25 protein-coding genes are annotated in these 26,485 nt (G+C 48.4%); 1 reads left to right on the top strand and 24 read right to left on the bottom strand.

Features of this window, described 5'->3' with window-relative positions; translation table 11 throughout:
* Positions 1-25: 25 nt before the first annotated feature.
* The 8 genes from JYJ62_RS15350 to cysM all read right to left on the bottom strand — a co-directional run bounded on the left by JYJ62_RS15350 (position 26) and on the right by cysM (position 9,368).
* Complete coding sequence (locus tag JYJ62_RS15350; protein ID WP_205343118.1) at positions 26-1,006, bottom strand: hypothetical protein; 981 nt, start codon at positions 1,004-1,006, stop codon at positions 26-28.
* A 121-nt stretch (positions 1,007-1,127) separates the two neighbouring features.
* Positions 1,128-1,895, bottom strand: a complete 768-nt coding sequence (locus tag JYJ62_RS15345) for a DUF6650 family protein (protein WP_205343117.1) — start codon at positions 1,893-1,895, stop codon at positions 1,128-1,130.
* Positions 1,896-2,000: 105 nt separating this feature from the next.
* On the bottom strand, positions 2,001-2,555 hold the full coding sequence (locus JYJ62_RS15340) for a hypothetical protein (RefSeq protein WP_205343116.1): 555 nt from the start codon (positions 2,553-2,555) through the stop codon (positions 2,001-2,003).
* Between the two features lie 362 nt (positions 2,556-2,917).
* On the bottom strand, positions 2,918-4,135 hold the full coding sequence (locus JYJ62_RS15335) for an argininosuccinate synthase (protein ID WP_205343115.1): 1,218 nt from the start codon (positions 4,133-4,135) through the stop codon (positions 2,918-2,920).
* A 197-nt stretch (positions 4,136-4,332) separates the two neighbouring features.
* Entirely contained in the window at positions 4,333-4,674 is a 342-nt protein-coding gene (locus JYJ62_RS15330) for a zinc ribbon domain-containing protein YjdM (RefSeq protein WP_205343114.1), read from the bottom strand.
* A gap of 150 nt (positions 4,675-4,824) precedes the next feature.
* Complete coding sequence (gene relA, locus JYJ62_RS15325; protein WP_205343113.1) at positions 4,825-7,065, bottom strand: GTP diphosphokinase; 2,241 nt, start codon at positions 7,063-7,065, stop codon at positions 4,825-4,827.
* A gap of 57 nt (positions 7,066-7,122) precedes the next feature.
* Complete coding sequence (gene rlmD / locus JYJ62_RS15320) at positions 7,123-8,475, bottom strand: 23S rRNA (uracil(1939)-C(5))-methyltransferase RlmD (protein WP_205343112.1); 1,353 nt, start codon at positions 8,473-8,475, stop codon at positions 7,123-7,125.
* Complete coding sequence (gene cysM / locus JYJ62_RS15315; protein ID WP_205343111.1) at positions 8,472-9,368, bottom strand: cysteine synthase CysM; 897 nt, start codon at positions 9,366-9,368, stop codon at positions 8,472-8,474. The genes rlmD and cysM overlap by 4 nt, the downstream gene beginning before the upstream one ends.
* Before the next feature lie 150 nt (positions 9,369-9,518).
* Between cysM and JYJ62_RS15310 the strand changes: the two genes are divergently transcribed.
* On the top strand, positions 9,519-12,296 hold the full coding sequence (locus JYJ62_RS15310; RefSeq protein WP_205343110.1) for a response regulator: 2,778 nt from the start codon (positions 9,519-9,521) through the stop codon (positions 12,294-12,296).
* 11 nt (positions 12,297-12,307) lie between these two features.
* Here JYJ62_RS15310 and ung read toward each other — a convergent pair whose 3' ends face one another.
* From ung to JYJ62_RS15230, 16 genes are all read right to left on the bottom strand, one after another.
* Positions 12,308-13,027, bottom strand: coding sequence for a uracil-DNA glycosylase (gene ung, locus JYJ62_RS15305; RefSeq protein ID WP_205343109.1), 720 nt, complete (start codon positions 13,025-13,027; stop codon positions 12,308-12,310).
* 62 nt (positions 13,028-13,089) lie between these two features.
* Positions 13,090-13,920 carry an NADPH-dependent 7-cyano-7-deazaguanine reductase QueF gene (queF, locus tag JYJ62_RS15300; RefSeq protein WP_205343108.1) on the bottom strand — a complete coding sequence of 277 codons (831 nt, stop codon included), beginning with the start codon at positions 13,918-13,920 and terminating at the stop codon, positions 13,090-13,092.
* An 83-nt stretch (positions 13,921-14,003) separates the two neighbouring features.
* Positions 14,004-15,455: a sigma-54 dependent transcriptional regulator gene (locus tag JYJ62_RS15295; protein ID WP_205343107.1), complete on the bottom strand. Its 1,452-nt coding sequence runs from the start codon at positions 15,453-15,455 to the stop codon at positions 14,004-14,006.
* 221 nt (positions 15,456-15,676) lie between these two features.
* Positions 15,677-15,976: a flagellar protein FliT gene (locus tag JYJ62_RS15290; RefSeq protein WP_205343106.1), complete on the bottom strand. Its 300-nt coding sequence runs from the start codon at positions 15,974-15,976 to the stop codon at positions 15,677-15,679.
* 25 nt (positions 15,977-16,001) lie between these two features.
* Positions 16,002-16,382 carry a flagellar export chaperone FliS gene (gene fliS / locus JYJ62_RS15285; RefSeq protein ID WP_205343105.1) on the bottom strand — a complete coding sequence of 127 codons (381 nt, stop codon included), beginning with the start codon at positions 16,380-16,382 and terminating at the stop codon, positions 16,002-16,004.
* 70 nt (positions 16,383-16,452) lie between these two features.
* Positions 16,453-16,842, bottom strand: coding sequence for a flagellar export chaperone FliS (fliS, locus tag JYJ62_RS15280; protein ID WP_205343104.1), 390 nt, complete (start codon positions 16,840-16,842; stop codon positions 16,453-16,455).
* Between the two features lie 46 nt (positions 16,843-16,888).
* Entirely contained in the window at positions 16,889-17,239 is a 351-nt protein-coding gene (locus JYJ62_RS15275) for a flagellar protein FlaG (RefSeq protein ID WP_205343132.1), read from the bottom strand.
* A gap of 145 nt (positions 17,240-17,384) precedes the next feature.
* Positions 17,385-18,683, bottom strand: a complete 1,299-nt coding sequence (gene flgL / locus JYJ62_RS15270) for a flagellar hook-associated protein FlgL (RefSeq protein WP_205343103.1) — start codon at positions 18,681-18,683, stop codon at positions 17,385-17,387.
* 45 nt (positions 18,684-18,728) lie between these two features.
* The gene (flgK, locus tag JYJ62_RS15265) at positions 18,729-20,807 is read right to left on the bottom strand and encodes a flagellar hook-associated protein FlgK (RefSeq protein ID WP_205343102.1); all 2,079 of its coding nucleotides are present in this window, start codon (positions 20,805-20,807) and stop codon (positions 18,729-18,731) included.
* A gap of 8 nt (positions 20,808-20,815) precedes the next feature.
* Positions 20,816-21,988, bottom strand: a complete 1,173-nt coding sequence (flgJ, locus tag JYJ62_RS15260) for a flagellar assembly peptidoglycan hydrolase FlgJ (protein WP_205343101.1) — start codon at positions 21,986-21,988, stop codon at positions 20,816-20,818.
* A 10-nt stretch (positions 21,989-21,998) separates the two neighbouring features.
* Positions 21,999-23,099, bottom strand: coding sequence for a flagellar basal body P-ring protein FlgI (locus JYJ62_RS15255; protein ID WP_205343100.1), 1,101 nt, complete (start codon positions 23,097-23,099; stop codon positions 21,999-22,001).
* Between the two features lie 14 nt (positions 23,100-23,113).
* Positions 23,114-23,833: a flagellar basal body L-ring protein FlgH gene (gene flgH, locus JYJ62_RS15250; protein ID WP_205343099.1), complete on the bottom strand. Its 720-nt coding sequence runs from the start codon at positions 23,831-23,833 to the stop codon at positions 23,114-23,116.
* Between the two features lie 12 nt (positions 23,834-23,845).
* Complete coding sequence (gene flgG / locus JYJ62_RS15245; RefSeq protein WP_205343098.1) at positions 23,846-24,631, bottom strand: flagellar basal-body rod protein FlgG; 786 nt, start codon at positions 24,629-24,631, stop codon at positions 23,846-23,848.
* A 56-nt stretch (positions 24,632-24,687) separates the two neighbouring features.
* On the bottom strand, positions 24,688-25,428 hold the full coding sequence (locus JYJ62_RS15240; RefSeq protein ID WP_205343097.1) for a flagellar basal body rod protein FlgF: 741 nt from the start codon (positions 25,426-25,428) through the stop codon (positions 24,688-24,690).
* A 183-nt stretch (positions 25,429-25,611) separates the two neighbouring features.
* Positions 25,612-25,926: a DMT family transporter gene (locus JYJ62_RS15235; protein ID WP_205343096.1), complete on the bottom strand. Its 315-nt coding sequence runs from the start codon at positions 25,924-25,926 to the stop codon at positions 25,612-25,614.
* Positions 25,923-26,363, bottom strand: coding sequence for an SMR family transporter (locus JYJ62_RS15230; RefSeq protein ID WP_205343095.1), 441 nt, complete (start codon positions 26,361-26,363; stop codon positions 25,923-25,925). Before JYJ62_RS15230 ends, JYJ62_RS15235 begins: the two co-directional genes overlap by 4 nt.
* Positions 26,364-26,485: the final 122 nt, after the last annotated feature.

Genomic DNA, 26,485 nt, shown 5'->3' with positions numbered 1-26,485 from the left:
TTCCAATCAGCTGACTGCTAAAGCGTCAACTGATTGGAACGTTATGTGGAGTTTCATGTGGCAAAGATATAAGAACAGAAAGCCCCGTCCCCTCATTTATCCATTCGTTACATGAAACCGTTATTTCAATATCCGAAGACTGATCCACATGGAATTTAGCACCATGAATGAATGTATGGTGCGCTTTTATGATGAGACCGTCCTCACAACGGAGCATATGTCGAAATTTATCGGTTGGAATAAGTGCAGCAAAAGACAGCATCATCCAATGATCTGACCCGCATTCTTTCATGTCTATTTCAATGTCTAAGTGCGCGCAATTTTTTGCGTATTTAGATAAATCAATTGTCGCAAGCCTTGCTTTGCCAGCATCGATGGTGATCTCTTCATACTTGAGACCTTTGAACTCTTCTCTTACTCCATGCTGCGTGCTCACCACGACCCTGTTACATATGGAATTTTCTTCTCCAACCAAGAAGCCTACTTTAATATCACTGTATCCATCTTTTGTAGGATAAAGTCTATAGGATATTCTTGAGTCAACGTAGACCTTATGATTTTCAATATAAGCTCTGGCATTAATTGAGTAGTTGCTCCTTACGCACTTATTTGTAACATCCATTGTTTGAGTTATGTAAGTGTTAAGATATCCCTCTATATTAGAATACAAAAGCTTCTCTTCGGACGACGGTTTAATTAACGAGTTTAATGCCTCTCTTTTGCTGACTGAGTCAATGTTACCCAAGAAGTTTCTATTAATTACGATATCTTGTAAGAGGTTTTTTATTTTATCTATAAACTCTGATGTTCCGCTTGCATATGTGAAAATTGAAGCAACAAGGACGGCTACCCCCACAGCTTCTAAAAGCCGCATAAGAACTGATGCCCAAAACGGAAGATCTTGAAAATTTATATTAACAATTATAGATAAAAGAATAAATACAATGCCCAACCAAAAATAATTGGAAAATAACCTAAACAACCCGTACCCTTCTGTATTTTTCATTGTAATTCCTATTTACATAACGCCCAAATAACAGGCTAAAAATAGTGGGCTAAAATGGAGCAAAGCGAACAGCCCGCTGTTTTTAGTCCTTGTTGATTTGCTTGTTAGGCATTTGTTAATACTACCAATTTAAGTCGTAACTAGAGTCATCTGATAATACTTTCAAAATTATAACCATTGCTTTTCTAAACTTTAATAATTCATCACTAAATTTTAGCCATTTAGGGTCATTAGAATCACATCTCAATACTCTTAGATCTGTATCACTACCAATACTCGATAGAAATCCATTGATAGCTTCTTGAATTTGATTCAACACTATAGAAACTCTGTCGTTACCAAAAACTTGTGATCTAAGCTGTATCACTCTACTTCTCATCATTTCAATTGACTCAAGAACTCGAGGGGGGAACTCCATGTCTAATCCTTCGTACAAAACGCGGCGATCTTCCATAAATGACAAGAACTCTCTTACATCTTGATGATGGCGTTTTTCATTTCGTAACTCTAATAATGCAGCCTCGATATCTTTACCAACTAATCTTCGAAGTAACTCCAAATGATTTTTTTTCCAGTCCTTCAACATAGATTCAGGATAGTCAGTAGGATCATCATCAATTTTTTTATGACAAATGCTACATAGCCAAATTCCGTTTTCAGCCGAACGGAGAAAAGTACTAGGGTTTTTAGCATCAGCACGAGGGCCTTTTTTACCAGCCGCTAAAATATGTGCAGCTTGAGCAATAGAACGAACTTTACCCTCTTTAGTGTTATAGCTTGTAAAGCGGTAACAATAAGGACTTGAGCACACATACATTGCTTCCCTAGCAATCTCTGCCTTGGTTCCCTGTGAGAATTCTTCTCTTTCTTGTTCTTTATTTTTTTCCATTTATAGAATATCCCTGCTGAAATTTAATACTGATGCCTAACGATTAAGCTAAAGGGCAGGCTTTAGCAGGTCCCAGTGAGCGAAGCGAACGATTTCAGCACATTGTTATATGGCGCTAACGCCGCTTATTTTTGCGATGAACGATAGCAGTTTTCCATAGAGCGCTTTGTGTTCTATGAGCATTTCTTCATATGCTGTGGTTGTATCCAAATATTCGTAATTTACTTGGCTGGATATTTTTCTGCTCACCTGCTTATGGTGATTAATAGATGATAATAGCTCAGAGCTTACGAGTGAGCCGTATACGTTGAGCATGTAGTTGATTTTTTCATTAAGCTCGCTCCAAACATGATGCTTTGTCGCGACTTGCTCATCGTCGTAACTATAGCGATTTTGTATTTCGATTTCAGTAGCTTCCATCGCCTCAGATAGTGAATACGTTAGGTCAAGAAGTATGCTTTTGTTTATATCCCAGATTCGATCGATTCTTTGTTTTCTTTGCGAGTCAAAATGAATAGCTGTGGCGATCACTGTTGCCGCGGCAATAATGATATTAGTGATAACTGACATATCAATATTCACATCAAAAACTGTCAGTGTTGAAAAAATCATCATGGAGGAAAATAATCCAGTAATTGCTCCTAATAGAAATTTAAACACGCACTCTCCATTCTGTGTGACATATAACATTATATTAGTAAGCATGCCCACTTTGCAGCTCGGCTGCCACTTACTTTAATTAATATAAGCGCCTGTATATACAAGCTTTTTTCTTTAAAAAAGAAACACAAGCTAGCAACAATTCTTGCATGCCGCCTATCTTGCTTTGGCTATGCTCACTATCGCCCTTGTTCACTTCCCAAGCCACTGTTTTTAAATAATTTTATCTTAACCACAGCAGAGAAGCGTGCATAAATATAAAAGTTATAATTCAAATATTAAGTTTGTCTTATGCATGGCATAAAAAAAGCCACCCGAAGGTGGCCTTTTTAACAAGAAAGATAGAATTAACTATACCCTTCTTACAGCAGTTTGCGGCCTTTAGTGGCGGCGATGCGTAAGCGCAGTGCGTTGAGCTTGATGAAGCCTGCAGCGTCGGCCTGATCGTAGGCACCGGCATCGTCTTCAAAAGTTGCAATCGCGGCATCAAACAATGAATCGTCTGATTTACGGCCGATAACCACAACGTTACCTTTGTACAGTTTTAAGCGAACTACGCCGTTGACGTTCGCTTGTGATGCATCAATCATCTGTTGCAGCATCACGCGCTCTGGGCTCCACCAGTAGCCGTTGTAGATCATTGATGCGTACTTCGGCATCAACTCATCTTTCAGGTGAGCGACTTCACGGTCTAAGGTGATGGACTCAATCGCACGGTGTGCGCGCAGCATGATGGTGCCGCCTGGGGTTTCGTAGCAGCCACGGGCTTTCATACCCACGTAGCGGTTTTCGACGATATCGACACGGCCGATACCGTGCTCACCACCAATGCGGTTGAGCTCAGCCAAGACGGTAGCTGGCGTCATATCAACGCCATCAATCGCGGTGATGTCACCTTTGCGGTAGGTCAGTTCGATGTACTGAGGAGTTGCAGACGCTTCTTCAAGCGACTTGGTCCAACGCCACATGTCTTCTTCGTGCTCAGCCCAAGTATCTTCCAACACACCGCCTTCGTAGGAGATGTGCAGCAAGTTAGCATCCATTGAATAGGGCGATTTTTTGTTACCGTGACGCTCAATCTGGATATTGTGCTTAGCAGCGTAGTCCATCAGCTTTTCGCGCGACAATAAGTCCCACTCACGCCAAGGCGCAATCACTTTTACCCCAGGTTTCAGCGCATAAGCACCCAGTTCAAAACGAACTTGGTCATTACCTTTACCGGTCGCACCGTGTGAAATGGCATCTGCACCGGTTTCGTTAGCAATTTCAATCAAGCGCTTAGCAATCAAAGGACGCGCGATTGAAGTGCCGAGTAAGTACTCACCTTCGTAGATGGTGTTCGCACGGAACATCGGGAAGACAAAATCACGAACAAACTCTTCGCGCAGGTCGTCAATGTAGATTTCTTTAACACCTAGGGCTTGTGCTTTTGCACGTGCAGGCTCGACTTCTTCACCTTGACCGAGGTCGGCGGTAAAAGTAACAACTTCACAGTTGTACGTATCTTGCAGCCACTTAAGAATGACCGAAGTGTCCAAGCCACCGGAATAGGCGAGAACCACCTTCTTGACGTCTGACATGCCTTCAACTCCACGAAAATTATGCGATAAAGGATCTATTCTACTGCCGACTGCCAATAATTTATAGTGTCAACATGGGCCACAGGAGAATATTCGCCATGAAAATAACGCAGATCGACAGAAACTTAAAAACTCGTGTCATTGTAGATCTGCGCTGCATGCTTCAGCCATGACACAAGCGGCTGAATGCAGGTGTTTTAGGCTTTTTTCATAAACTCAGATTTGAGCATGATTTTTTGCCCATCAACACGACAGTCAAGGTCATGATCGCCATCAACAATTTTGATATTGGTGACACGAGTGCCCATTTTAATAACCGTTGAACTGCCTTTAACTTTTAAATCTTTAATTAAAACAACGGTATCGCCATCAGCTAAAGGTGTGCCATGCGCATCGCGGACAACTTTCTCATTACTCTCTTCCGTAACGTCTGAACCATCCATCGGCCACTCGTGGCCACAGGTCGCGCAGACATAGTTTTCACGGTCTGGGTAGGTGATTTCTTCGTTACAGGCTGGGCAAGGTGGAAACTCTGACATGCATTGGCATCCTTCTAAACAGTTACGGGGTGCTAAGAATAACCAACCCAGCCCATTAAGGCCAATCAGCCCTCTGTGACGCACCACACAAAAAACAATGTCGAGCCTCGATCAAACGCCGGTACAGCAGCTGATCGAGAGCATGAGCGATTAATGACGCTGGCGACGCACTTCGATAATGTTAGGCAACTGAGAAATACGCCCTAACAGACGGCCCAGCTCATCTAAGCCTGGCACTTCTACGGTTAAATTAATCACTGCCACATTATCTTCTTTAACTGCGCTGGTATTGAGTGCGACGATATTCATCTTCTCATTGAGCAGCACTTGTGAGATATCACTGAGTAAGCCTGGACGATCATAAGCACGCACCAAGACATCAACAGGATAAGTTTTCACCGGCTCAGTGCCCCAACCCACTTGAATCATGCGTTCTGGCTCGTTGCTACTCAAATGCAAGGCCGTTGAGCAATCTTGACGGTGAATGGTCACGCCACGTCCTACGGTGATATAGCCCACAATCGGCTCGCCGGGCACCGGCTGGCAGCAACCGGCCATTTGCGTCAGTAAATTACCGACACCATGAATACGTATTTCATCGCGGCTGGGTAAATGCTGACTGGGTTTGCGCGGAATTAAATCCAGCTGCTGTACGCCACGTTCATGCGGGTCAAGCAACTGCTGCGCCAGCCCGACCGCATGCGCTAGACGCACATCACCGGCACCTAAGGCGGCAAACAAATCTTCACTGGTTTTTAAATTACACTTTTCTGCCAGCCGCTCATAGTTGACCGGCCCGATAGCTAAGCGCGCCATTTCACGCTCGAGCATCTGCTTACCGGCGGCGACGTTTTGATCACGCGCTTGCAGCTTAAACCAATGCACTACTTTGGCACGGGCACGAGTGGTAGTGATATAGCCAAGATTAGTATTGAGCCAATCACGACTAGGCGAGCCGTTTTTCCCGGTAATCACCTCAACTTGCTCACCCGTTTTCAGGCTGTAATTGAGCGGCACAATACGGCCATTGATCTTTGCGCCGCGGCAGTTATGACCAATTTCGGTGTGCACACGGTAAGCAAAGTCCAGCGGCGTTGAGCCTTGTGGCAAATCAATGGCATGGCCATCTGGGGTAAACACATAGACTCGGTCCGGCTCAATATCAACCCGGATCTGATCCGCTAAGCCGCCAATATCACCCAGTTCTTCATGCCACTCCAGTACTTGTCTGAGCCAAGCAATTTTCTCTTCGTAGTGATCGGACTGCCCGTCAACATCGGTGCCTTTATAGCGCCAGTGCGCACAAACGCCCAACTCAGCTTCTTCATGCATGGCTTGGGTACGAATCTGGACTTCCAAGACCTTGCCTTGCGGGCCAATCACCGCGGTATGCAGCGAGCGGTAGCCGTTTTCTTTAGGGTTAGCAATATAGTCGTCAAATTCTTGAGCAATATGCCGCCACAGCGTATGTACAATGCCCAGCGCGGTATAACAATCACGCACTTCTGGCACCAAGATACGTACCGCACGCACATCGTAAATCTCGCTAAACTGCAGGCCTTTTTTCTGCATTTTGCGCCAGATCGAGTAGATATGCTTCACTCGGCCACTGACATCGGCCTCAATGTGCGCATCTTTCAGCTCTTCACGCAACTGTTGCTCGACCTGACGGATAAAGCGTTCACGATCAATCCGCCGCTCATGTAACAAGTCAGCGATATGCATGTACTGGTCTGGTTCAAGGTAGCGAAAAGATAAATCTTCCAACTCCCACTTGATATGACCAATGCCTAAGCGGTGCGCCAGCGGTGCATAAATATCAAACACTTCACGGGCGACGCGGTAGCGCTTGTGCTCTGGTGCGTTTTTGACCGCACGAATAGCGCAGGTGCGTTCTGCTAACTTAATCAGCGCGACACGCACATCATCGACCATCGCCACCAACATGCGCCGCAGATTTTCCACCTGTGCTTGTGCATTAAGCACCACGCTTTGCCGTGGATTGATACTGGCACTGATCGCGGCCATTCTCAGCACACCATCGATCAGCTTGCTGACAACCGGACCAAACAAGCGCTCAATATCACTTAAGGGCGCTTTACCTTCACGCACCGTACGGTACAAAATCGCCGCGACTAAGGTTTCTTGATCCAGTTTTAAATCGACTAAAATTTGTGCAATCTCTAAACCGATTTGCAAACTTGAGGCGCCTTCTGCCCAAATATTATCGGCAGCTTTCGCCTTTTGCTCAGCATCGCGAGCAAACTCACACGCACGCAGTAATCCCTCTGCATCCAGCAATGGATCAACCGCGATAATTTGTTCAACCCAACTGGGCAAATCAATACTGCCATCTTGGCTAACCGGCTGTTCTGTTCTGACCTGTACCATTACCAATCCTTCGAGCCAACGACTCAACTCACCACATCAACTAGTTAAATAACCCGCTTACTTTTTTACAAACAAGGCCATGGCTTCGGTGTGCCCTGTTTGTGCAAACATATCCAATATGCCGGCTTTCTGTAAACGGTAACCGCGCGCTGTCAGTAGCGCAGCGTCACGCGCTAAGGTGGCGGGATTACACGACACATACAAAATACGTGGTACTTTTAACTTCGCCAAACGCTCAACCACAACTTGTGCGCCTTCGCGGGGTGGATCCAATAACGCTGCAGCAAAAGCGCTTTTCGCCCACTCTTTATCGTGCAAAGGTTGGGTCAAATCACTGTGGTAAAACTGCACATTGTTCAGTTGATGGGCTGCGGCATTGGCGCGCGCGCGCACTAACATCGAGTCCACACCTTCCACTGCGATCACTTGATCAACATACTTAGCCAGTGGCAGCGCAAAGTTACCTAGACCACAAAACAGATCCAGTACGCGCTGATCAGCTTGCGGCGCCAGCCACTCCAGCGCTTGGGCAATCATCGCTTCATTCATTTGCGCATTGACTTGCACAAAGTCACCCGGCTGATAGGTAATATCTAAAGCAAATTGCGTCAAACTATAACTCAACGTCTGTCCAGCTTGATCAGCTTGTGGCTGGCCTTTACCTTGCAACCACAGTTGTACCTGATGCTCCGCACAGTAGGCGCGTAACTGCTGCAGATCATCCTCATGCAATGCTTGCGTGTAGCGCAGCAATAATGCATTACTGCGACCGCTAAACAGCTCAACCTCGCCCAACCCTTGTGGCTGCTTAAAGCCATTAAACAAGGCCGATAAACCAGCAAACACCGGCTGCAAATCAGCCACTAAAATCACACAGTTTTTAACTTCAACAATGGCATTACTGGCTAAGCCACGAAAGCCCACCTCAACATGCTTTTGTCTAACGTCATAACGCAGCGCAATCCGAGCCCGGCGGCGGTAAGCAAAAGCGGGCCCCACTAAAGGCTCCGCCCACGCGACTGGCGTCACGCCTTCACGGCTTAATTGTTCAGCCAAATTGGCCTGTTTCATGCTGATTTGTTGCGCATGACTGATGTGCTGCAAGGTGCAACCACCACACTGCCCTGCCCACTGACATTCTGGAGTGATACGCTCAGGACTGCTGGTTTGAATAGCAACCGTTTGCGCTTCAACCACTTTGCTGCGCGCAGCTAAGACCTGTGCTTGCACTTGCTCGCCAGGTAAAGCGCCACTGACAAACCAGGTACGCCCATCAAGGAAAGCGATACCGCGACCATCGTGCGCTAAACGCTCAATGCTTAAGACTTGTTTCTTGCCCACTGGTAACGATTTACTCTCACCACCTGCAGGCTGAAAGCGTAAGGTTTTTGGGGCTTTAGGGCGACTCATACGAACTCCGGTGCATAAATACCGCTGGATAAATAACGATCACCGCGGTCGCAAATAATGGCGACCAATACGGCGTTTTCAACGGTTTTTGAAACCTGCAACATGGCAGCCACTGCGCCACCCGAGGAAACACCACAGAAGATGCCCTCTTCACGGGCTAAACGGCGCATGCAGTCTTCGGCTTCGTGCTGACCCATATCGATCACCTGATCAACACGACTGGCATCAAAAATACTGGGCAAATACGCCTGCGGCCAACGACGAATCCCTGGAATCGTCGCGCCTTCGATCGGTTGCAAACCAATAATCTGTACCGCTGGGTTCTGCTCTTTAAGATGACGCGAGACCCCCATAATAGTACCGGTGGTGCCCATGGAGCTGACGAAGTGGGTAATCTGCCCCTGCGTTTGCTGCCAAATCTCTGGACCGGTACTGGTATAATGTGCCGTTGGATTATCTTGATTAGAGAACTGATCCAGTACTATACCCTGTCCTTGCGCTTGCATGGCTAACGCCAAGTCACGCGCCGCTTCCATCGACTCAACTAAAATCAACTCAGCACCGTAAGCGCTCATCGCCGCTTTACGCTCAGCCGTGGAGTTATCTGGCATAATCAACAGCATCCGATAGCCCTTGATCGCCGCGACCATGGCCAACGCAATGCCGGTATTGCCTGACGTTGCTTCAATTAAAGCATCGCCCGGTTTAATTCGTCCACTGCGCTCAGCACGCTCAATCATGGCCAGTGCCGGTCGATCTTTGACAGAGCCGGCAGGATTGGTTCCTTCCAGCTTCACTAAAAGGGTATTGGACGTTTCTGCGCCCAGACGTTGTAAACGAATTAATGGTGTACTGCCGATGCAGTCAGCCAGAGTAGGATAGTTAACGGTCATAATAAGCAGCAGCATCGAAATAAAAAGAAGTCTATGATAGCGCCAAATGCGAAGAGTCCATAACCCACAAAAGCATCAACTTATAACCATGGACTATAAGGTGCGATAATTTTATGAGTTATTTGTTTCTGTTGTGAGGAGAATCACTGCGTGTTAAATAACCTTGGAATTAGAGGCCGCGTCCTCCTACTGACCTTAATGCCTTGCGGTATTTTTGCCGTTATTCTGGGGGGCTGGTTCAGTTACTCACAACTCGATGACTTGCAGCAGCAATTACAGCGCCGCGGTGAGCTGATCCTGACCCAGCTGTCACGGATGAGTTATGAACCACTGCAAGTACAAAATATCGCAGAATTGAGCCGTATCGCCCAAGAGGCTCTCGATCTCGGTGATGTGCGCTCCGTGCGTTTTACTAGCGCGGCGGGTGGTGTTCTCGTGCACTCTGGGCCTTCGATCACAGAATCATCCCCGGCCCTGACGCCAAAACCGACGATTCACACCTCCGACGCCAGCTCACACATGATTTTACCGGTGTATCCAAAGTCTGACGCCATCGATGCAAGCGACGCACTCAAGCAAACCAATCAGCAACCGCTGGGCTGGATTCAACTAGAGCTGTCGCGTCACGCCACGGTGTTGGAAGGCTACCGCAGTATCTTTTTCAGCACGATATTAATTTTATTTGGTTTACTGATCACCGCCTTACTGGCTCTACGCCTCAGCCGCACCATTAATATTCCGCTGGAAAATATTAAAAAAGGTGTTGCCAGTATTCGCGAAGGCCATCTGGATACCCGTTTGAGCTCTCCCGGAAGTCACGAACTGGACGAGCTGGTCAACGGCATTAATCTAATGGCGCAATCCATGCAGCAGGCGCAAGAAGAGTTACAAAGCAATATTGATCAAGCGCTGGATGATGCTCGGCACAATATGGAAACCATTGAGATCCAGAATATCGAACTGGATTTAGCCCGCAAAGAAGCCATCGAAGCCAGCCGTATTAAGTCAGAATTTCTGGCCAATATGAGCCATGAAATCCGCACACCGCTGAACGGTATTATTGGTTTTACCCAGTTATTGAAAAAAAGTGATCTAACCATTCGCCAGGAAGATTACCTCAACACCATCATTAACTCGTCAGACAGCTTACTCAATATTATTAATGAAATTTTAGACTTTTCAAAAATCGAGGCGGGTAAATTAACCCTTGATCATGCGCCCTTCTACTTGCGCGATTTAATTCAAGACACCCTCACCCTACTGGCGCCTGCCGCTCATCAGAAGCAACTGGAGCTGATCAGTTTAGTCTATCGCGACACCCCACAAACCTTGATGGGCGATGCACAGCGCATTAAGCAAATCCTGACCAATCTCATTGGTAATGCGATCAAATTTACTCACGCTGGCAGTGTCGTGGTGCGCGCTATGCTCGATGATGAAACAGACGACTATGTGCAACTGCGCATCACCGTGCAAGATACCGGCATTGGTATGCATCTCGCCGAACAAAGCAGCTTATTTCAACCATTTAGCCAAGCAGACCACTCCTTGACCCGACAAGCCAGCGGCACCGGGTTAGGTCTAACCATCTCCAAACGTTTAGTTGAGCATATGGGCGGCGAGATCGGCGTTAATAGTACGCTCGGTGAAGGCTCAGAATTCTGGTTTAACCTACGTCTCGAAAAACCCCACGACAGCGATTCCAGAATAGAGCAAACCAAACCCTTAACTCATCGTGCGGTGTTGTACGATCCTCACCCACTGGCACAGCAGGCCATTTCCCATTTATTAGAAGACTGTGGTGTACAGGTTAATGGCGTCAATGACTTAGACGAGGTCTTGCAACAAGTCAGCGCTGCCGCGTCGACAGCCTTACCTTATCACCTAGCCGTACTTGGGATTAATACCCAGCAGCACCCATTGCACGTCCTGAAAATTATCCTTAACCAGCTGCAGCAACTGCACTGTGAAGTCTTGCTGTTATGCAGCACCAGCGACTTTGCTATTTTCCAAGGCAGTCTAGGACGACCTTTTTGCGAACAAATGCTTAGCAAACCTGCCTGTCATCACCGCTTACAGCATGCCATTAACGATGTGCTGCACATTAAAGACGCGCCTGTGTTACAGCCTCCATCGACCCTCAAGGATTATGCGTTACATGCCTTATGTGTGGATGATAATCCAGCCAATTTATTATTGATTAAGACCTTACTCGACGATATGAATGTGCGCGTCAGCAGCACCGATAACGGTCAGACTGCTTTAGCGCTATTCCAGCAAAAGCGTTTTGACATTGTCTTTATGGACATTCAAATGCCCATTATGAGCGGCCAGCAATGCACTGAAGCCATGCGTCTGTGGGAGCGCAATCAACAGCTTAAAGCAACGCCGATCATTGCCGTCACCGCGCATGCCCTGCCTTACGAAACCCATCAATTCATACAGTCTGGTCTCAATGACTGCATCAGCAAACCGATCAGCGAGCAATCCTTAGCCCAGTCGATCTCGCAGTGGACGGGAATTTTCCTTGTCACTGACAGTCAACCTGAGCAGCCTAGAGAGCATCTGATCCAGCACCAACAGTTGCCGGTTATCGACTTACAGGAAGGCCGCGCCTTATCCAACGGTAAAGAATCATTGGCCAACGAGCTATTAAGACTACTGGGCGAGTCATTACCCAGTGATCGGATTTATCTACAAAAAGCGCGCGCGCAAGGCGATCGCAACGCGTTACTGGAGCGCATTCACCGCCTGCATGGTGCAACTCAATATTGCGGCGTACCGCAGTTGCGTTCGATCTGTAAAACCTGCGAAACATTAATTAAAAACAATGCAGCGCAGCTTGATCCATCCCTAGATGAACTGGATGCGGCGATTGAGCGGGTACTGATGTATTTAGCTCAGCAAGCGGGCGAACAACCCGCCTAGCGAGCAATGGCTTAGAGCGTTAACTCAGCCTGTTCAGCACTCAGCTCCGGCAGCCGCCACTCAATGGGCGTTTGTCCAGTGCGCTGTAAAAACTTATTGCACTGACTGAAGTGGCCATTGCCTAAAAAGCCGCGATAGGCCGACAAAGGTGATGGATGCACAGATTCCAGCAACAGGTGCTTACTGGCATCAATACGTTCGCCTTTGCTGCGGGCATGCGCGCCCCACAGCATAAACACCACGTGTGCTTGCTGCTCGCTCACACAATCAATAATACGATCAGTAAAGCGCTGCCAGCCCGCTTTAGCGTGCGCGCCTGCTTGCCCCTGCTCAACGGTCAAGGTGGTATTGAGCAATAACACCCCTTGTTCTGCCCAACGTTGCAAACAGCCATGCTTGGCGATTGGGATATTTAAATCACGCTGCAGTTCTTTATACATATTGAGCAATGATGGCGGAACAGCGATACCCTCTGGCACGGAAAAGCTCAAACCATGCGCTTGGCCGGGCCCGTGGTAAGGATCTTGGCCTAAAATAACCACTTTCACCTGAGACAATGGCGTCAAATTCAACGCATTAAAAATCAGCGCGCCCGGCGGATAAATGATCTTACCTTGCTGTTTTTCTTGACGCAAAAAATCCGCCAACTGTTGCATATATGGCTGTTTAAACTCAGCCGACAAGGCCTTTTTCCAACTCTGCTCAAGCTTAACATGGTCATATTGCGTCATAATTTGAACCTACAAAAAAGCAGCACCCTAGAAACGCTAGAGCACGCTATCACTCAAAATATTTACTGGCGAGCGAGACGTGAATTATCTACCGACCTCAGCTCAGTGCTGCGATAGGGATTGATATCTAAACCACCACGGCGCACATAGCGGGCCGATACCGCTAAAAACTCTGGCTTCAAGCAAGCCTGCAAATCAAGAAAGATGCGCTCAACGCACTGCTCATGAAAATCTTGATGTTGACGAAAGCTGACCAGATAGGTCAATAAGCTGGCGTGATCCAGCGCAGCACCACGGTACTCTATCTGCACAGTGCCCCAGTCCGGTTGCCCAGTAACCGGACAATTGGATTTCAGCAAGTGGCTGTAGAGCTGCTCTTCAACCTGCTCGGTAGCGCACGTCAACAGCTCTAACGAAGGATGCTCATAGCGGTTGATGCTAATATCCAGATCATCGATGCACACGCCACGTGGCTGCTGCAGGCCTTCAGCCGTGACGGCGTCTAGGGTTTTCAACTGAACCTGCACCGGCGCTTGTGCCACTGCGGATAAATCTGCACTCAACACGGCTTCAACTTCAGCAAAGCTGGCATACACGCTTTGATTAAAAGAGTTGAGATACAGCTTAAAGGATTTTGATTCAATGATATTTACTGAGTCAGCCGGTACCGAAAACTGCCCTATCGCCACCACGGGCTTGCCCGAAGGCAACAGCCACGACAATTCATAGCAATTCCAAATATCCACGCCAACATAGGGCAAGTTCTCAGCGCTAAAACCCAACTCAGCCCACTTAGTGGCGCGCGCAATAGCAAATAACAAGCTGGCATCGTAGTGACTGATGTAGGCACTGCTTTTGCCTAACGGTGAATATTGCGCGGGATGATGCGGCATCGCGGTGGCTCCAAAACGTAACAAAGGCCAGCATTGTAAAGAAACTTAGCAATAGCGCCAGCCTTGCACTGGCGCGGCGACAACTATCGTGACGCGCTCATGCCATATTTGCGCATTTTTTCCACCAGCGTGGTGCGTCGAATACTTAAACGCTCGGCGGCACGCGCCACCACACCGTCTTCTTCACTCAATGCTTGTTGAATTAAATCCTGCTCTAACTCGGCTAAATATTCACGTAAATCTAAGCCAGTGCTGGGCAATTGCGTAGAAGCCGTTGGCATCTCAACCGCTGGTGCTAACAAGGCGGCACGCTCAGTTAACTCTTCACGTAAAGCCTGAATGCCATCATCTTCTTCGATATAGCGGAATTTTTTCGGCAACTCACTGATGCCAATCACACCATGCGGGTACATAATCGCCATACGCTCCACCAAGTTGGCTAACTCACGGACATTACCCGGCCAGTTGTGTTGGCATAACGACAATATTGACGCTTCATTAAAACGCACCGAACCACGTTTTTCATGTTCCATGCGCGAGACCAGTTCATTGATCAATAGCGGGATATCATCTGTGCGCTCACGCAGGGCTGGCATTTCAATGGGGAAGACATTAAGTCGATAATATAAGTCTTCACGAAACTCACCTGTTTCGATCATATCTTCAAGATTTTTATGGGTTGCTGCCACAATCCGCACATCGGCTGTTAACGAATGGTTACCGCCAATGCGCTGAAAAATACGCTCTTGCAACACTCTGAGCAGTTTGACCTGCATCGTCAGCGGCATATCGCCGACTTCATCTAAAAATAACGTACCGCCTTTAGCCAGCTCAAAACGTCCGACGCGGGCACTGATGGCTCCAGTAAAAGCACCTTTTTCATGACCAAATAACTCGCTCTCCAGCAATTCAGCCGGAATAGCGCCACAGTTAATCGGCACAAAAGGTCCATCACGGCGTTTGGAGTTGTAATGCAAATTACGCGCGACCACTTCTTTACCAGTGCCTGACTCACCCAGAATCAACACACTGGCTTCAGTATCGGCCACTTGTTGCATCATCTGCCGCACACCTTGCACGCAGCGACTGGCACCAACTAAGCTGCGAAACAAATGAGGCTCGCGCTGGGTACGGCGCTCCGCAGCTTGGTCATAAATCTCACGATAGACTTGCGCACGATGCAAAATGCCTAATAACTTAGTATAGCTGGGTGGCATTTCGAGACAGGTCAATACCGACTGACGGACATCCTCAGACAGCTCACAGCGACTGCTGTCATCAAGAATCACAATAGGCAAAAACTCATCCCACTGTGCCAACTCTTTGATGAGCGTGGTTAAGCGCTGTGACGTACTGATGCCGCCAAGTAGCACGCAGAGGACATCGCGACTGGAGTCCAATTCTGCCACAGCCTCATGCCAAACAGTGCTGTCACACGCGAGGTAGTTTTCATCTAAAAAAGTGAGGATATTAGCAAACTCTTTACGCTGCTCCAGCTGATCATGGATCAGCAAAATTTTCGTTTCTCGCCACATAAAGATTACTTAGACTCTAAAAACCAAGGGTACTAATCAGAAAGAGCCATTAGCGCTATTAATAATTAGTAATTATTGACTAGTAGAGTCAAAATATCATGTATTGTCAAATTTATGACGCATTTTTATTAAGTCGCGCCAGCAAACACGCTCTCAATCAAACAGGCATAAAAAAACCCCAAGCACATTTCTGCACCTGAGGCTTTTCATTACGCCAAGTATCAACCGAACATTTGGTAGACCTTGGCGCTTTGTTTGGACTGCTGAATCTGGCGCAATTCATTGGCAATGCGTTGTTGCTCGATCTGGCAAACACTGACCAATTCACGGTACAAGTCGAGTAGCTCTTGCATCCGCTCACGTAACCGATCATTTTGCTGATGAGGGTCAGCCATCGCACAGTCAACCGCTTGCCGGCACTGTAAATCTAACTCACCGATCGCCTGCCAGTCTTGCTGCGCGAGAGCATCACGCAATGCCGTACTGGTATGTTGCAACTGATCAACAGTGCTTGTGCTCATCGTACTTGCCTCTTACTCACGCAGCTTATACCGAAATTGCATCCCAGCCGTTTTTCACTTCACGTAAAAGCTCAGACACTTCTTCTAAAATAACGGGGTCATTTTTAAGATTAGCTTCCATCAAACGCGTCGTCATATATCCGTATAAACGATCCAGATTCTCTGCTAACTCACCGCCCTGCTCAACGTTTAAGCCTTGACGTAAGCCACCAACGATAGCAATAGCTTTACCGACTAACTCACCTTTCAGAGCGGTTTGATTACGCTCCATGGCACCACGTGCTTGCGCTAAACGGGTTAAACCACCTTCGATCAACATCTGAATAAGACGGTGTGGACTCGCCTCAATTGCTTGCGCCTGAGTATTGACTGATTGGTACTGTCGCATAGCGGTCATTGCATTCATAACATCGTGCTCCATAAGCGTGTCTACTAATACTTATATCGTCAACGACCGTTGTTTCTTTAGCTTTATTTTATTTTAATTCGCGTGGTTCGTTCGCCGGATCAATCTGCGACCAGCCTTCGCGTAATTGTAAAATAATACCTTGCACTTCTTCTAAGCTGTGTGCGCTTTTATCCACTGCAACGCTGGCTAAACGGCGCGTCATATAGTCATACAAAGCGTCGAGATTTTCAGCCAATTGACCGCCCAAACTTTTGTCTAGGCTATCTTGCAGCAAACCAATGATAGTCAGTGTCGTATCGACCGCTTCACCACGTTGTGCGCTGTTATCTTCTTGCTGAGCAATGAGCGCCGCTGAGATGCACTCTAAAGCGCCATCGAGTAACAACTCTACAGCTTGATAAGGGCTTAAATCTTGACCGGCAACCACAGAATTATAGGTTTGAATTGATTTACTCATTTGTTTTCTATCCTTATGAACGAGTCGTGGTAAACACTGCTATTGCTTACGCCTGTGCTTGAAATAATAAGCTGCGCATCTCATCTAAACTTTCGGCTAAACGCAGCGCTTCTTCACTTGGCATCTGCCGAATTACCTCGCCAGATGATGAATCCGTCACTTTAACCATGAGACGCCCAGTGGAATCATCCAGTGAAAAATTTAAATGACGTTGCAAAGTTTGCGTAGCGTCTTGCATATGAGCCAGCGCCTCTTCCAGCGCCTGCTTATCAGCAGGCACTCTATCTTCAGGCTGAGGCTGAGCTTGACTAACAACATCATCATGGCGTCGTGCCGAACGATTGGCTAACGCCGACTCAACCGATGTTGTGTCATACCTCAGTTCTTGCGCGGTCATGACACTGTTACTTGTAATACGATTCAATAGCTCACCTCAGAACGGCTGTAAGACTGGGCGGCGCCAAAATTGCAATTTTAACCTGCTGTCTAATACACATCTCTAGCGCTAATAATGACCAACTCCCAGCATCCTACCACTAAGATCAACGTATCTTGTCAAACAAATTCAACTGACTGATTTTGACAAAACTCTGTTGCGCCGCTTCAAGCACAATACTTTGGAAGGCCAGCTTAGATAAGGCTTCTGGATAATCTATTTCGCGCAGCTCAGCCTGTACGCTTTTATTGACCAAGGCCACATCTTCGTTATTGCTCAGCGTGGTTTCGATCACATTCATCCGCGTACCGATGCTGCCACGGGTGCTGTCAATATTAATCATGGCATGATCAATATTGGTCAAGGCGGCAGCGACGGCCGAACGCGTGTCGCGCTTACCTTCAGGGCTGTCAGTGTTATTTTCTAGAGCCATACGCAATTGGTGAATGGTATCCAGTACGCCTTGCTTTTCACTGTTGGGGATTGACTCGATGGTGACGCTCTCCCCCCCCACGGGTACGCCTTCAAACTGCAGAGTCATGCCGCGAAAGGTAAAAGAATCTGGGCGCGCATCGTCACTGTCTAAACGGCCGCTGTGCAGCGCCGGGTCACCTGCCGTGTAAGGGCTGGCGTAGACTTTATAGTCTTTTGGATCGCCTAGCGGCGTTGCTGTCAGATCGCCAAACTCGACGACCACTCCACCGGCAGGAAATGCCGGGTTACCAGAGTAGGTGATTTCATCTTGTATCAAAGGCGCGGAAAAAGCTAAGCTTGAGCCTGCCAGTGGTTGTAATGGATTTGCTGGATCTGCTTCAGTCCAACCGCTACTCAGTCGCGAGGCATTGGTAATATTTTCAAAAACTTTTTTACCGTTATCGCCCACCGCGATATTAAGAGAGCTACCAACTTGCAAGCTACGCTGGCCTTCATCACCGTGATAGGCATAACTGCCGTCAGCTTGGCGTTCAAAGGGTTGAGTTTTACCTTGGAAACCAGCAAATAAGTACTCGCCGCGGGCATTACGGGTATTCATCAAACCGAGCAACTCATCTTCACGCTCTTGCAATTCGACGGCAATGGCTTGCCGCTCATTTTGGCTGAGCGCACCATTACCTGCCTCACCCGCTAATTCGCGGACACGCAGCATAATATTATTGACTGAGTTAAGAACTGACTCTTCTTGCATCAGACTGCTATTGGCGGCAGAGAGATTGTCTTTATATTGACCGAGCATATTTTGTTGCTGCTCAAGCTGCATTAAACGCACTGCGGCAACCGGATCATCAGCGGGCGTCAAAATACGATTGCTCGAGTTGATTTGCTGCAGGGTACGGATCGCCTCAGCATAATTACGCTGCAATCCCTGCACGCCATTGTTAAATGCTTGTAGGCTGGAAATACGCATGGCCTGCTCCTAATCTCTCTGGCAACTCAACTGTGCCGCCAAAGCTTATCTAAGTGTGTTAATCAATGTATCGAACAATGAGCGTGCAACTTGAATAATCTGTGCTGACGCATTGTAGTATTGTTCGAACTGAATCAAATTTTCCGCTTCTTCATCTAAGTTAACCGCAGACAGCGAATCACGGTTATCAGTGGACTGTTTCAGGATCGCGCCGGTTGCCACATCATCACGTCGAGCTTGAGCCGTTAAAGTCCCCACTCGCTCAACCATCTCGCCATAACCCTCATTAAAGCTCACACCGGTACTGATACCGGTGACATTGGCATCGACACCGACCACCTGTTTATTTTGTAAATCAACCAACTTTAAAGCGTTGCGGTTATCGGATACGCCGTTTTTGTTAAAGCCAACTGTGAATGTATCACCGTCTTGTGGTCGGCCACTGATGGTTTGACTGACAGTAAAACTTTGCTGCACGCCACCTACGTCGACACTGATGGTGTATTTCAGTTGATTGTTTTGCCCAGGAGTAACGCCACCCGCAACAGTTTGGCCATCGGCCACTAACGGCGTCACGGTAACGCCCGCGGGCAACGGTGTGGCAAACACCATAGCACTAGAGGCTTCGTCGTAACGCATGCTCAGGCTACCAATCGCTTCCAGGTTTGCCAGATTTAGATCAGCGCCGCTGGCACCTGCCGGACCCATCACAGTATCCAGCGAAGGCTGACTAATCGCGCCATTACCTTTATTTTGCAGGGCAGCGTCACTTTTAAAAGGTGCCGCAAAAGCCAATTGATCGGCCTGTTTCAGCTCTGCCGAAATATCAGCCGCGCCACGGCGAGTGGGCTCTAAAACAAAGCGATCACCGGCCACAGGAGTACCGGTTATTTTGACGCTAAAACCTTGGTCGCGGCCGGCACTATCAGCAAAGCTGTATTCACCGCTGCTAGGGTCCTGAGTAACCACCATCGCCGCGCCATCACTTAAGCGGCGCGCAGTCGGCGCGCCAGCACTGTCAAAGTCCAGACGATAATCACTGGTAGTAAAGAGTTTGCTATTGGTAATGTCCATTGAGCCGCTGGCATTGCTAGCATTATTGGCCATCGGACGCACACGCAGAGCGGCCATTTTAGGATCATTAATATCCTTAAACAGATCAGCCCCCACCTGCCCTTTAAGGTCTAAACCTTGGCCGAGCTGACTGTTCACTTCATCAGCTACGCTAATCGCTAAACGACCGATCGCGTTGATCGTCGGATCTAAAACATCGGTGCGGTAGCGCAATAAGCCACCGACTTCACCACCACTGATACTGTCAGTGATATTTTGTCGTGAACCGCCGCTAACAAAATCAATATCAAACGTATTGGGATCGCCGCGGCCCTGTACCGCTTGTATTTGATTCACCACACTGCCGACCACCAGCGGCTGGCCGCTGCCAATCGACAGGTTAAAACTGTTGTCGTCTTGCACCACCACAGTCACACCAATATAGGTGGACAGTTGGCGGACCGCTTCATCACGAGCATCTAATAAATCATTGGGCTGCTGGCCATTGGTGCCGGCGCTGGCAATCGCGGCATTTAAGCTACCAACGGTTTGTGCCAGTTGGTTGATCTGGTCGGTAGAGGCCACCAATTGCTTATTGATAAAGCTGTTTTGCGAGCTGATATTGTCGTAAATATTATTAAAACGCCGAGCTAAACCTTCGGCCTCAGCAATCACTAATTGGCGTGCCGGAATATTAGAAGGGTCTTCAGCGGCCGTTTGCGTGGCAGAGAAAAACGCTTGTAAGGACGGGTTGATACCCGTGGTGCTACCGGCCAACAAAGCATCCAATTGCTCAATTTGACTTTTATAGGCCTGTACATCACTACTCAGCGCAGTACTGGAACGTAACTGCGTGGTTAAAAATTCATTATAGCTGCGGCGCACATCAACCAAACTGGTGCCCGAGCCAATATAGCCTGCGCCAGTGTACTGCGGAATACGCGTCGCCTGCACCGTATCTTGACGCGTGTAACCTGGAGTATTGATGTTGGTGATATTGTGCCCGGTCACCGATAAATTGGTTTTTGCCGCGTGTAAACCGGACATCCCAATATTTAATAAGTCAGACATAATTCACCTCAAGCCCGCACGCTAGTACGTGGCACTGCAGCGCTAGCCACCTGCTGATAGCTTTGCATTTTCTGCGCAATTTGCGAAATCTTACGCGCGTATTGTGGATCAGTGGCATAGCCTGCTTGCTGCAATTCACTGACAAAACGCTCAGGATTGGCTGTGGCTTGCAACGCTTTGCCATAACGGCCATTGCTCTGCAAAAAATCCACATAATCATTAAAGCTCTGCTCAAAGGAACCATAGCTGCGAAAATCTGCTTGTTCTTTTACTTTAACGCCCTGCACAAACTCTGACGTGGTGACATTGGCCGAAGCGCCGCCCCAGCCGTGCGACTTAATACCAAACAAGTTATGACTGCTCTCGCCACCCTGATTACGAATAATTGACTTCCCCCAACCGGTTTCTAACGCTGCTTGCGCAACTAAGTAACGCGGATCGACACCGAGTTTTTTCGCCGCTTGCTCAGCCATTGGCATCATCGTTGCGACAAACTCTTCCGGCGAGGAAAACTGCTTACGGTTTAAATCAGCAGCACTGGCGATGGCGCTGCTGCCTGCGACCTCAATCGAGCGCTCACGCGGCGCAGGATAACTGCGCGCAGCCTGCCAATCCTGCGACACGGGGTTCGATTGCTGCGCCAACCCCGTGCGTAAGGTTTCTTCTGCGATAGCACCAATTCCAGCTAATGAGCGGCCAGCCGCAGTCGCCGGTAGCGCTAAACGACGCAGATTGAGTAAAGCCGTGTCATCACGCTGACCGTCCATCGACAGTTTGACCTTAGGCGGTATGCCCAGCACGGTTGGCGCAGCGGCCGGAATCACAGCTTCTTGGCTAAAAGGATTGGCGCTACTGGGCTTCGGCGCTTGCGACAACTGGCGAGTTAACACATCGGCCATACCCATGCCTTTCCCTTGCGATAAGGTCACCGACAGCTGCTGGTCGTACATATCACGATAGGTTTTGCTTTCGTTGCTGTTCATAAAATTGTCATCCGCCAACACATCACCGGCCGCGCGCATCGACTTCATCATTTCAGCAACAAACAATGATTCGAACTCTTGCGCGACTTTACGGATATTGGCTTCACTGTCACGGCCTTCACCGACTTTCAGTTGGTGCAGACGGTTTAAGTCAGTATAAGCGCCACTATCGGCTACGCTGGTGTTGTGTAGGTTCATAACGTTATCCTCAAATCACAATCAGGTCGGCTTGTAACGCACCGGCTTGTTTTAGCGCTTCAAGAATCGCCATCAAGTCAGAAGGAGACGCACCCACCTGATTCACTGCGCGCACAATTTCATCCAAGGTGGTACCAGGTCCAAACTTAAACATCGGCTTGGCTTCTTGCGCGGCGCTGACTCTCGAGCGAGGGACAACAGCTGTTTGTCCTTGTGAAAACGCTTCAGGCTGGCTAACAATTGGATCTTCAGTAATCACTACGGTTAAGCTGCCATGGGTAACCGCGGCAGGCTGCACGCGTACGTTCTGCCCAATCACAATAGTCCCGGTGCGGGCGTTAATGATGACTTTCGCCACCGCTTGCCCTGCTTCAATGTCTAAGTTTTCAATAATCGATAAATAATCGACGCGTTGTGTTGGATCGGACGGTGCCAAAACTCGCACTGATCCGGCATCCATAGCTTGAGCAACTTTTGGACCAAGCATGTTATTTAAGGTATCAACAATATTTTTTGCGGTGGTAAAGTCAGGTCGATTGAGGTTTAAGGTCAGATACTCATCCTGATTAAAACCACTCGGCACTGCGCGCTCAACGATTGCACCGGAAGGAATCCGTCCCGCTGACGGAACATTGACGGTAATCCGTGAACCATCGGCGCCACTGGCGTCAAAACCACCCACCACTAAGTTACCTTGAGCAATCGCATAGACGTTGCCATCAATCCCTTTCAGCGGCGTCATTAACAAGCTGCCGCCACGTAGGCTTTTCGCGTTACCAATTGACGACACCGTGATATCAATGGTTTGTCCAGGACGGGCAAACGGTGGCAGGTCGGCATGAATCGATACCGCGGCAACGTTTTTCAGCTGCACGTTGCCGCCGGGCGGCACTTTAATGCCAAACTGCGCTAACATATTATTAAAGGTTTGTACGGTAAAGGGTGTTTGCGTGGTCTGGTCACCGCTGCCATTTAGCCCCACCACCAAGCCATAACCAATCAACTGGTTGGAGCGCACACCTTGAATACTGGCTAAATCTTTTAAGCGTTCGGCGTGAGCAAAACCACTGATCAGTAGCGTAGCAAGGCAGGCCAGCAAATACTTAGGCATAGTTTGTCCTACCTTTAAAAAGGCCACATAGGGCTAAGAAAGAAGCGATCCAACCAACCGGGCTGGCTCGCGTTGGCAAAAGCGCCGGTGCCGGAGTAGGTGATGCGCGCATCAGCAATCCGAGTCGACGACACCACGTTATCGGTGCTGATATCATCGGCGCGGACAATTCCAGAAATACGCACCAGCTCATCACCGGTATTCAGCGTCAGCCATTTTTCACCGCGTACCGCCAACACGCCATTAGGGAAAACCTCAGCAATAGTCACGGTAATTGAGCCGGACAAGCTGTTGCTTTGTCCCGTTTGTCCTGATCCTTTGGTGGCGCGTTTGGCGTTATAGCCCGTCTCTAAACTCAAATTATCCTCGGTCATGCCCAGTGCGCTCAAACCGGACAAAGGATTTTTCGGAGTAATGCTCATACCAAGAATATTGGGCATACCGATACTGGTATTACTGTCTTTTTGAATTTGTGAGTTGGCATTTTTACTGGCCTGGGTACGCTCGTTCAAGCTGATGGTAATAATGTCACCGACGCGAAATGCCTTACGATCGGTAAAGTAATTGGTGTCAAAGTCCGCTTGATAAATCGCGCCACTGTTTTGGGTGGCCGGCAGCGGTGTGCGCGGCAAGACCGGCGCATAATAGGGATCATTGGGCTTCGGCGGCACTTGCACACAGCCGACCAAGACTGCGGCGCTAACGAGGCTGATCACCTTCAATATATGCTTCATCGCACGACCCTATTAAAGCTGCTGAGTAATAAAGGACAGCATTTGATCCGCGGTGGAAATGACTTTTGAGTTCATTTCATACGCGCGCTGGGTGGTGATCATATTCACCAATTCCTCCACCACACTGACGTTGGAATTTTCCAAGGTGTTTTGCAGCACCGTACCCAAACCATTCAGTCCGGGCGTACCGACTTGCGGTGCACCACTGGCAGCGGTTTCTAAAAACAGGTTATTGCCGATGGCTTCTAGACCCGCCGCGTTAACGAAGTCGGTGATCTGAATATTGCCGACAATTTGTGCTTGCGGGTTGCCAGCGGTGGTGACTGTTGCGGTACCGTCTTCACCGACAGTAAAAGTGCGCACTTCCGGCGGCAGCATAATGGCGGGCTCTAAAGGAAAACCATTAGAGGTCACGACTTGGCCATCAGAACTGAGGTGAAAGCTACCATCACGGCTATAGGACACGGTGCCATCGGGCATTAAGACCTGGAAAAAACCACGGCCATTAATCGCCATATCCAAGGGTTGCTCAGTGGTTTGCAAACTACCGGCGGTAAATATTTTTTGTGTACCGACAATGCGTACACCCGTACCCAATTGTAAGCCGCTGGGTAACTCGCTATCTTGACTGGATTGCCCACCAGGTTGACGGCGGATTTGGTAGAGCAAGTCTTCAAACTCGGCGCGATCACGCTTAAAGCCCGTGGTCGACACGTTGGCTAAGTTATTCGAAATCGTTGTTAGGTTCATATCCTGTGCGGATAAACCCGTTTTAGCGACCCAAAGTGCTGGTAGCATGATCATTCTCCTCGAGCGTCGATTTTATGACGCTGCAATACCAAACTGGCTAATTACTAACTTAACTGCATAACGCGTGCCACTGCCGACGAATTGTCTTCCGCAGTGCGCATCATTTTCACATGCAGTTCAAATTGACGTGATAAAGACAGCATCGCCGTCATTTCTGCAACCGCATTAACGTTACTGGCTTCGGTGAAACCTGAGATCACTCGCGCATTGGCGTCCGCTTCAAAAGGCTGCCCATCACGGGCGCGTACTAAACCATCGGCACTTTTTTCAAGTTGTCTTGAATCAGGCAAGACCAGTTTTAAACGATCGACTTCCGCCATCACGCTCGGCGCTTCCCCCAACGCACGGATGCTGATGGTACCGTCTTGACCGATTTCAACTTTCTGCTCAGGCGGCACGGCAATTGGTCCAGCATTGCCTAAAACAGGCAAACCGGAAGCGGTACGCAACATGCCTAACGCATCAATTTGTAGGCTGCCGGTGCGCACATAAGCTTCGCTACCATCAGCGGCTTGCACGGCTAACCAAGCATCGCCAACTGCGGCAACATCAAGATCACGGCCGGTTTCTTGCAAAGAGCCTGAGGTGAAATCGGTGCCGGGACGCTCACTCATGGCATAGGCGCGCGCGGGCAAACCCTCACCAAATACCGACATGGAACGGGCTTGTTCAAAATCACGTTTAAAGCCACTGGTCGAGACGTTAGCCAAGTTGTTGGCATGCGCTTGTAGGGCTTTTGTATTTTGGCTTGCGCCAGTCATGGAGATATAGAGCATCTTGTCCATGGTAAATCCTCCGCGGTGGGCAATTGACGCCCGTAGCTATACATGAGGATTAATGCAAGGTCTATGCCAACTAAATAGCGACTTGCACTGGACGCAGAAGGTGCAGATGCAAAAAAGCGGCAAGAGCTTGCCGCTTTATCGAAATCAAATAATACTGTTCTGCTTATTCAGCAGGCGTACCGTTTAGAGTTGCATGGCAACAATACCCGCAACAATACAGGCCACACCAATCATGCCTTGCTTACCTAAACGTGAGTTAAACAGCAGTCGGTCCAGTAATACCGTGCCCAACACGCCTAAACCACCCCACACCGAATAAGCAACACCTAAAGGAATATGACGCACCACAAAACTGAGTAGAACAAAGGCACTGATAATGGCTAACAAACCGGCTAAGCCCCAAACGACTTTCTGAAAGCCTCTTGAACGTTTAACGCAATAACAGGCTAATAAATCCAGTGACACCGAACCAATCAATAAAGAGACAGGGACTATCATAACGCCACCTCGCCTAAGGTACCGACACGAACAGGCTTAACCTGAATACGCACAGCTTGCACAGGCTTAATTGCAACCTTGCTTGCTAGCTGTTCATCGTGCTCGTCTTCAGCATGCTTACCTTTATCAAAGGTAACCAGCAGTAGACCGACTAGCATTAAGGCAATGGCGAACATCTCACCGACGCTTAAATACTCACCAAACAACACCACGCCCGCCACACCAATCAGGAACAAACCCATGCCTTCCCAAATGGCATACGACACCGCAAGCGGGATATGCACGACAGCGCGTGAGAACGCATAAAATGACAGCGAAATCATCAGCGCCATTAACAGATATCCTGCGATGGGCGAACTGGTTGAGGCATATTTCATACCCACCGTACTGACCACTTCAGCAATCACGGCTAACACCAACATACACCAGTAATACATTTTGAAACCCCTTAGGGATTCTCTGAAAAAGCACTTAAGCCGTTGTTCCATTTGGCTTATTAGCAGCAGCTCTTTTAGAGCGTCCATAACGTCTAGATACAGTTGTTCGCTTAAGCGGTTTA

This window comes from Denitrificimonas caeni, from assembly GCF_905120345.1.
Taxonomy (GTDB): Bacteria; Pseudomonadota; Gammaproteobacteria; order Pseudomonadales; family Pseudomonadaceae; genus Denitrificimonas; species Denitrificimonas caeni_A.
Note: the sequence above shows the minus strand (reverse complement) of the source record. Positions and strands in the feature narration are given on the sequence as shown.

Excerpts from the sequence above, each read along its gene's own strand:
- JYJ62_RS15350 (WP_205343118.1), bottom strand. The coding sequence starts at position 1,006 with ATGAAAAATACAGAAGGGTACGGGTTGTTTAGGTTATTTTCCAATTAT.
- JYJ62_RS15345 (WP_205343117.1), bottom strand. The coding sequence starts at position 1,895 with ATGGAAAAAAATAAAGAACAAGAAAGAGAAGAATTCTCACAGGGAACC.
- JYJ62_RS15335 (WP_205343115.1), bottom strand. The coding sequence starts at position 4,135 with ATGTCAGACGTCAAGAAGGTGGTTCTCGCCTATTCCGGTGGCTTGGAC.
- JYJ62_RS15330 (WP_205343114.1), bottom strand. The coding sequence starts at position 4,674 with ATGTCAGAGTTTCCACCTTGCCCAGCCTGTAACGAAGAAATCACCTAC.
- relA (WP_205343113.1), bottom strand. The coding sequence starts at position 7,065 with ATGGTACAGGTCAGAACAGAACAGCCGGTTAGCCAAGATGGCAGTATT.
- rlmD (WP_205343112.1), bottom strand. The coding sequence starts at position 8,475 with ATGAGTCGCCCTAAAGCCCCAAAAACCTTACGCTTTCAGCCTGCAGGT.
- cysM (WP_205343111.1), bottom strand. The coding sequence starts at position 9,368 with ATGACCGTTAACTATCCTACTCTGGCTGACTGCATCGGCAGTACACCA.
- ung (WP_205343109.1), bottom strand. The coding sequence starts at position 13,027 with ATGACGCAATATGACCATGTTAAGCTTGAGCAGAGTTGGAAAAAGGCC.
- queF (WP_205343108.1), bottom strand. The coding sequence starts at position 13,920 with ATGCCGCATCATCCCGCGCAATATTCACCGTTAGGCAAAAGCAGTGCC.
- JYJ62_RS15295 (WP_205343107.1), bottom strand. The coding sequence starts at position 15,455 with ATGTGGCGAGAAACGAAAATTTTGCTGATCCATGATCAGCTGGAGCAG.
- JYJ62_RS15290 (WP_205343106.1), bottom strand. The coding sequence starts at position 15,976 with ATGAGCACAAGCACTGTTGATCAGTTGCAACATACCAGTACGGCATTG.
- fliS (WP_205343105.1), bottom strand. The coding sequence starts at position 16,382 with ATGAATGCAATGACCGCTATGCGACAGTACCAATCAGTCAATACTCAG.
- fliS (WP_205343104.1), bottom strand. The coding sequence starts at position 16,842 with ATGAGTAAATCAATTCAAACCTATAATTCTGTGGTTGCCGGTCAAGAT.
- JYJ62_RS15275 (WP_205343132.1), bottom strand. The coding sequence starts at position 17,239 with ATGACCGCGCAAGAACTGAGGTATGACACAACATCGGTTGAGTCGGCG.
- flgL (WP_205343103.1), bottom strand. The coding sequence starts at position 18,683 with ATGCGTATTTCCAGCCTACAAGCATTTAACAATGGCGTGCAGGGATTG.
- flgK (WP_205343102.1), bottom strand. The coding sequence starts at position 20,807 with ATGTCTGACTTATTAAATATTGGGATGTCCGGTTTACACGCGGCAAAA.
- flgJ (WP_205343101.1), bottom strand. The coding sequence starts at position 21,988 with ATGAACCTACACAACACCAGCGTAGCCGATAGTGGCGCTTATACTGAC.
- JYJ62_RS15255 (WP_205343100.1), bottom strand. The coding sequence starts at position 23,099 with ATGCCTAAGTATTTGCTGGCCTGCCTTGCTACGCTACTGATCAGTGGT.
- flgH (WP_205343099.1), bottom strand. The coding sequence starts at position 23,833 with ATGAAGCATATATTGAAGGTGATCAGCCTCGTTAGCGCCGCAGTCTTG.
- flgG (WP_205343098.1), bottom strand. The coding sequence starts at position 24,631 with ATGCTACCAGCACTTTGGGTCGCTAAAACGGGTTTATCCGCACAGGAT.
- JYJ62_RS15240 (WP_205343097.1), bottom strand. The coding sequence starts at position 25,428 with ATGGACAAGATGCTCTATATCTCCATGACTGGCGCAAGCCAAAATACA.
- JYJ62_RS15235 (WP_205343096.1), bottom strand. The coding sequence starts at position 25,926 with ATGATAGTCCCTGTCTCTTTATTGATTGGTTCGGTGTCACTGGATTTA.
- JYJ62_RS15230 (WP_205343095.1), bottom strand. The coding sequence starts at position 26,363 with ATGTATTACTGGTGTATGTTGGTGTTAGCCGTGATTGCTGAAGTGGTC.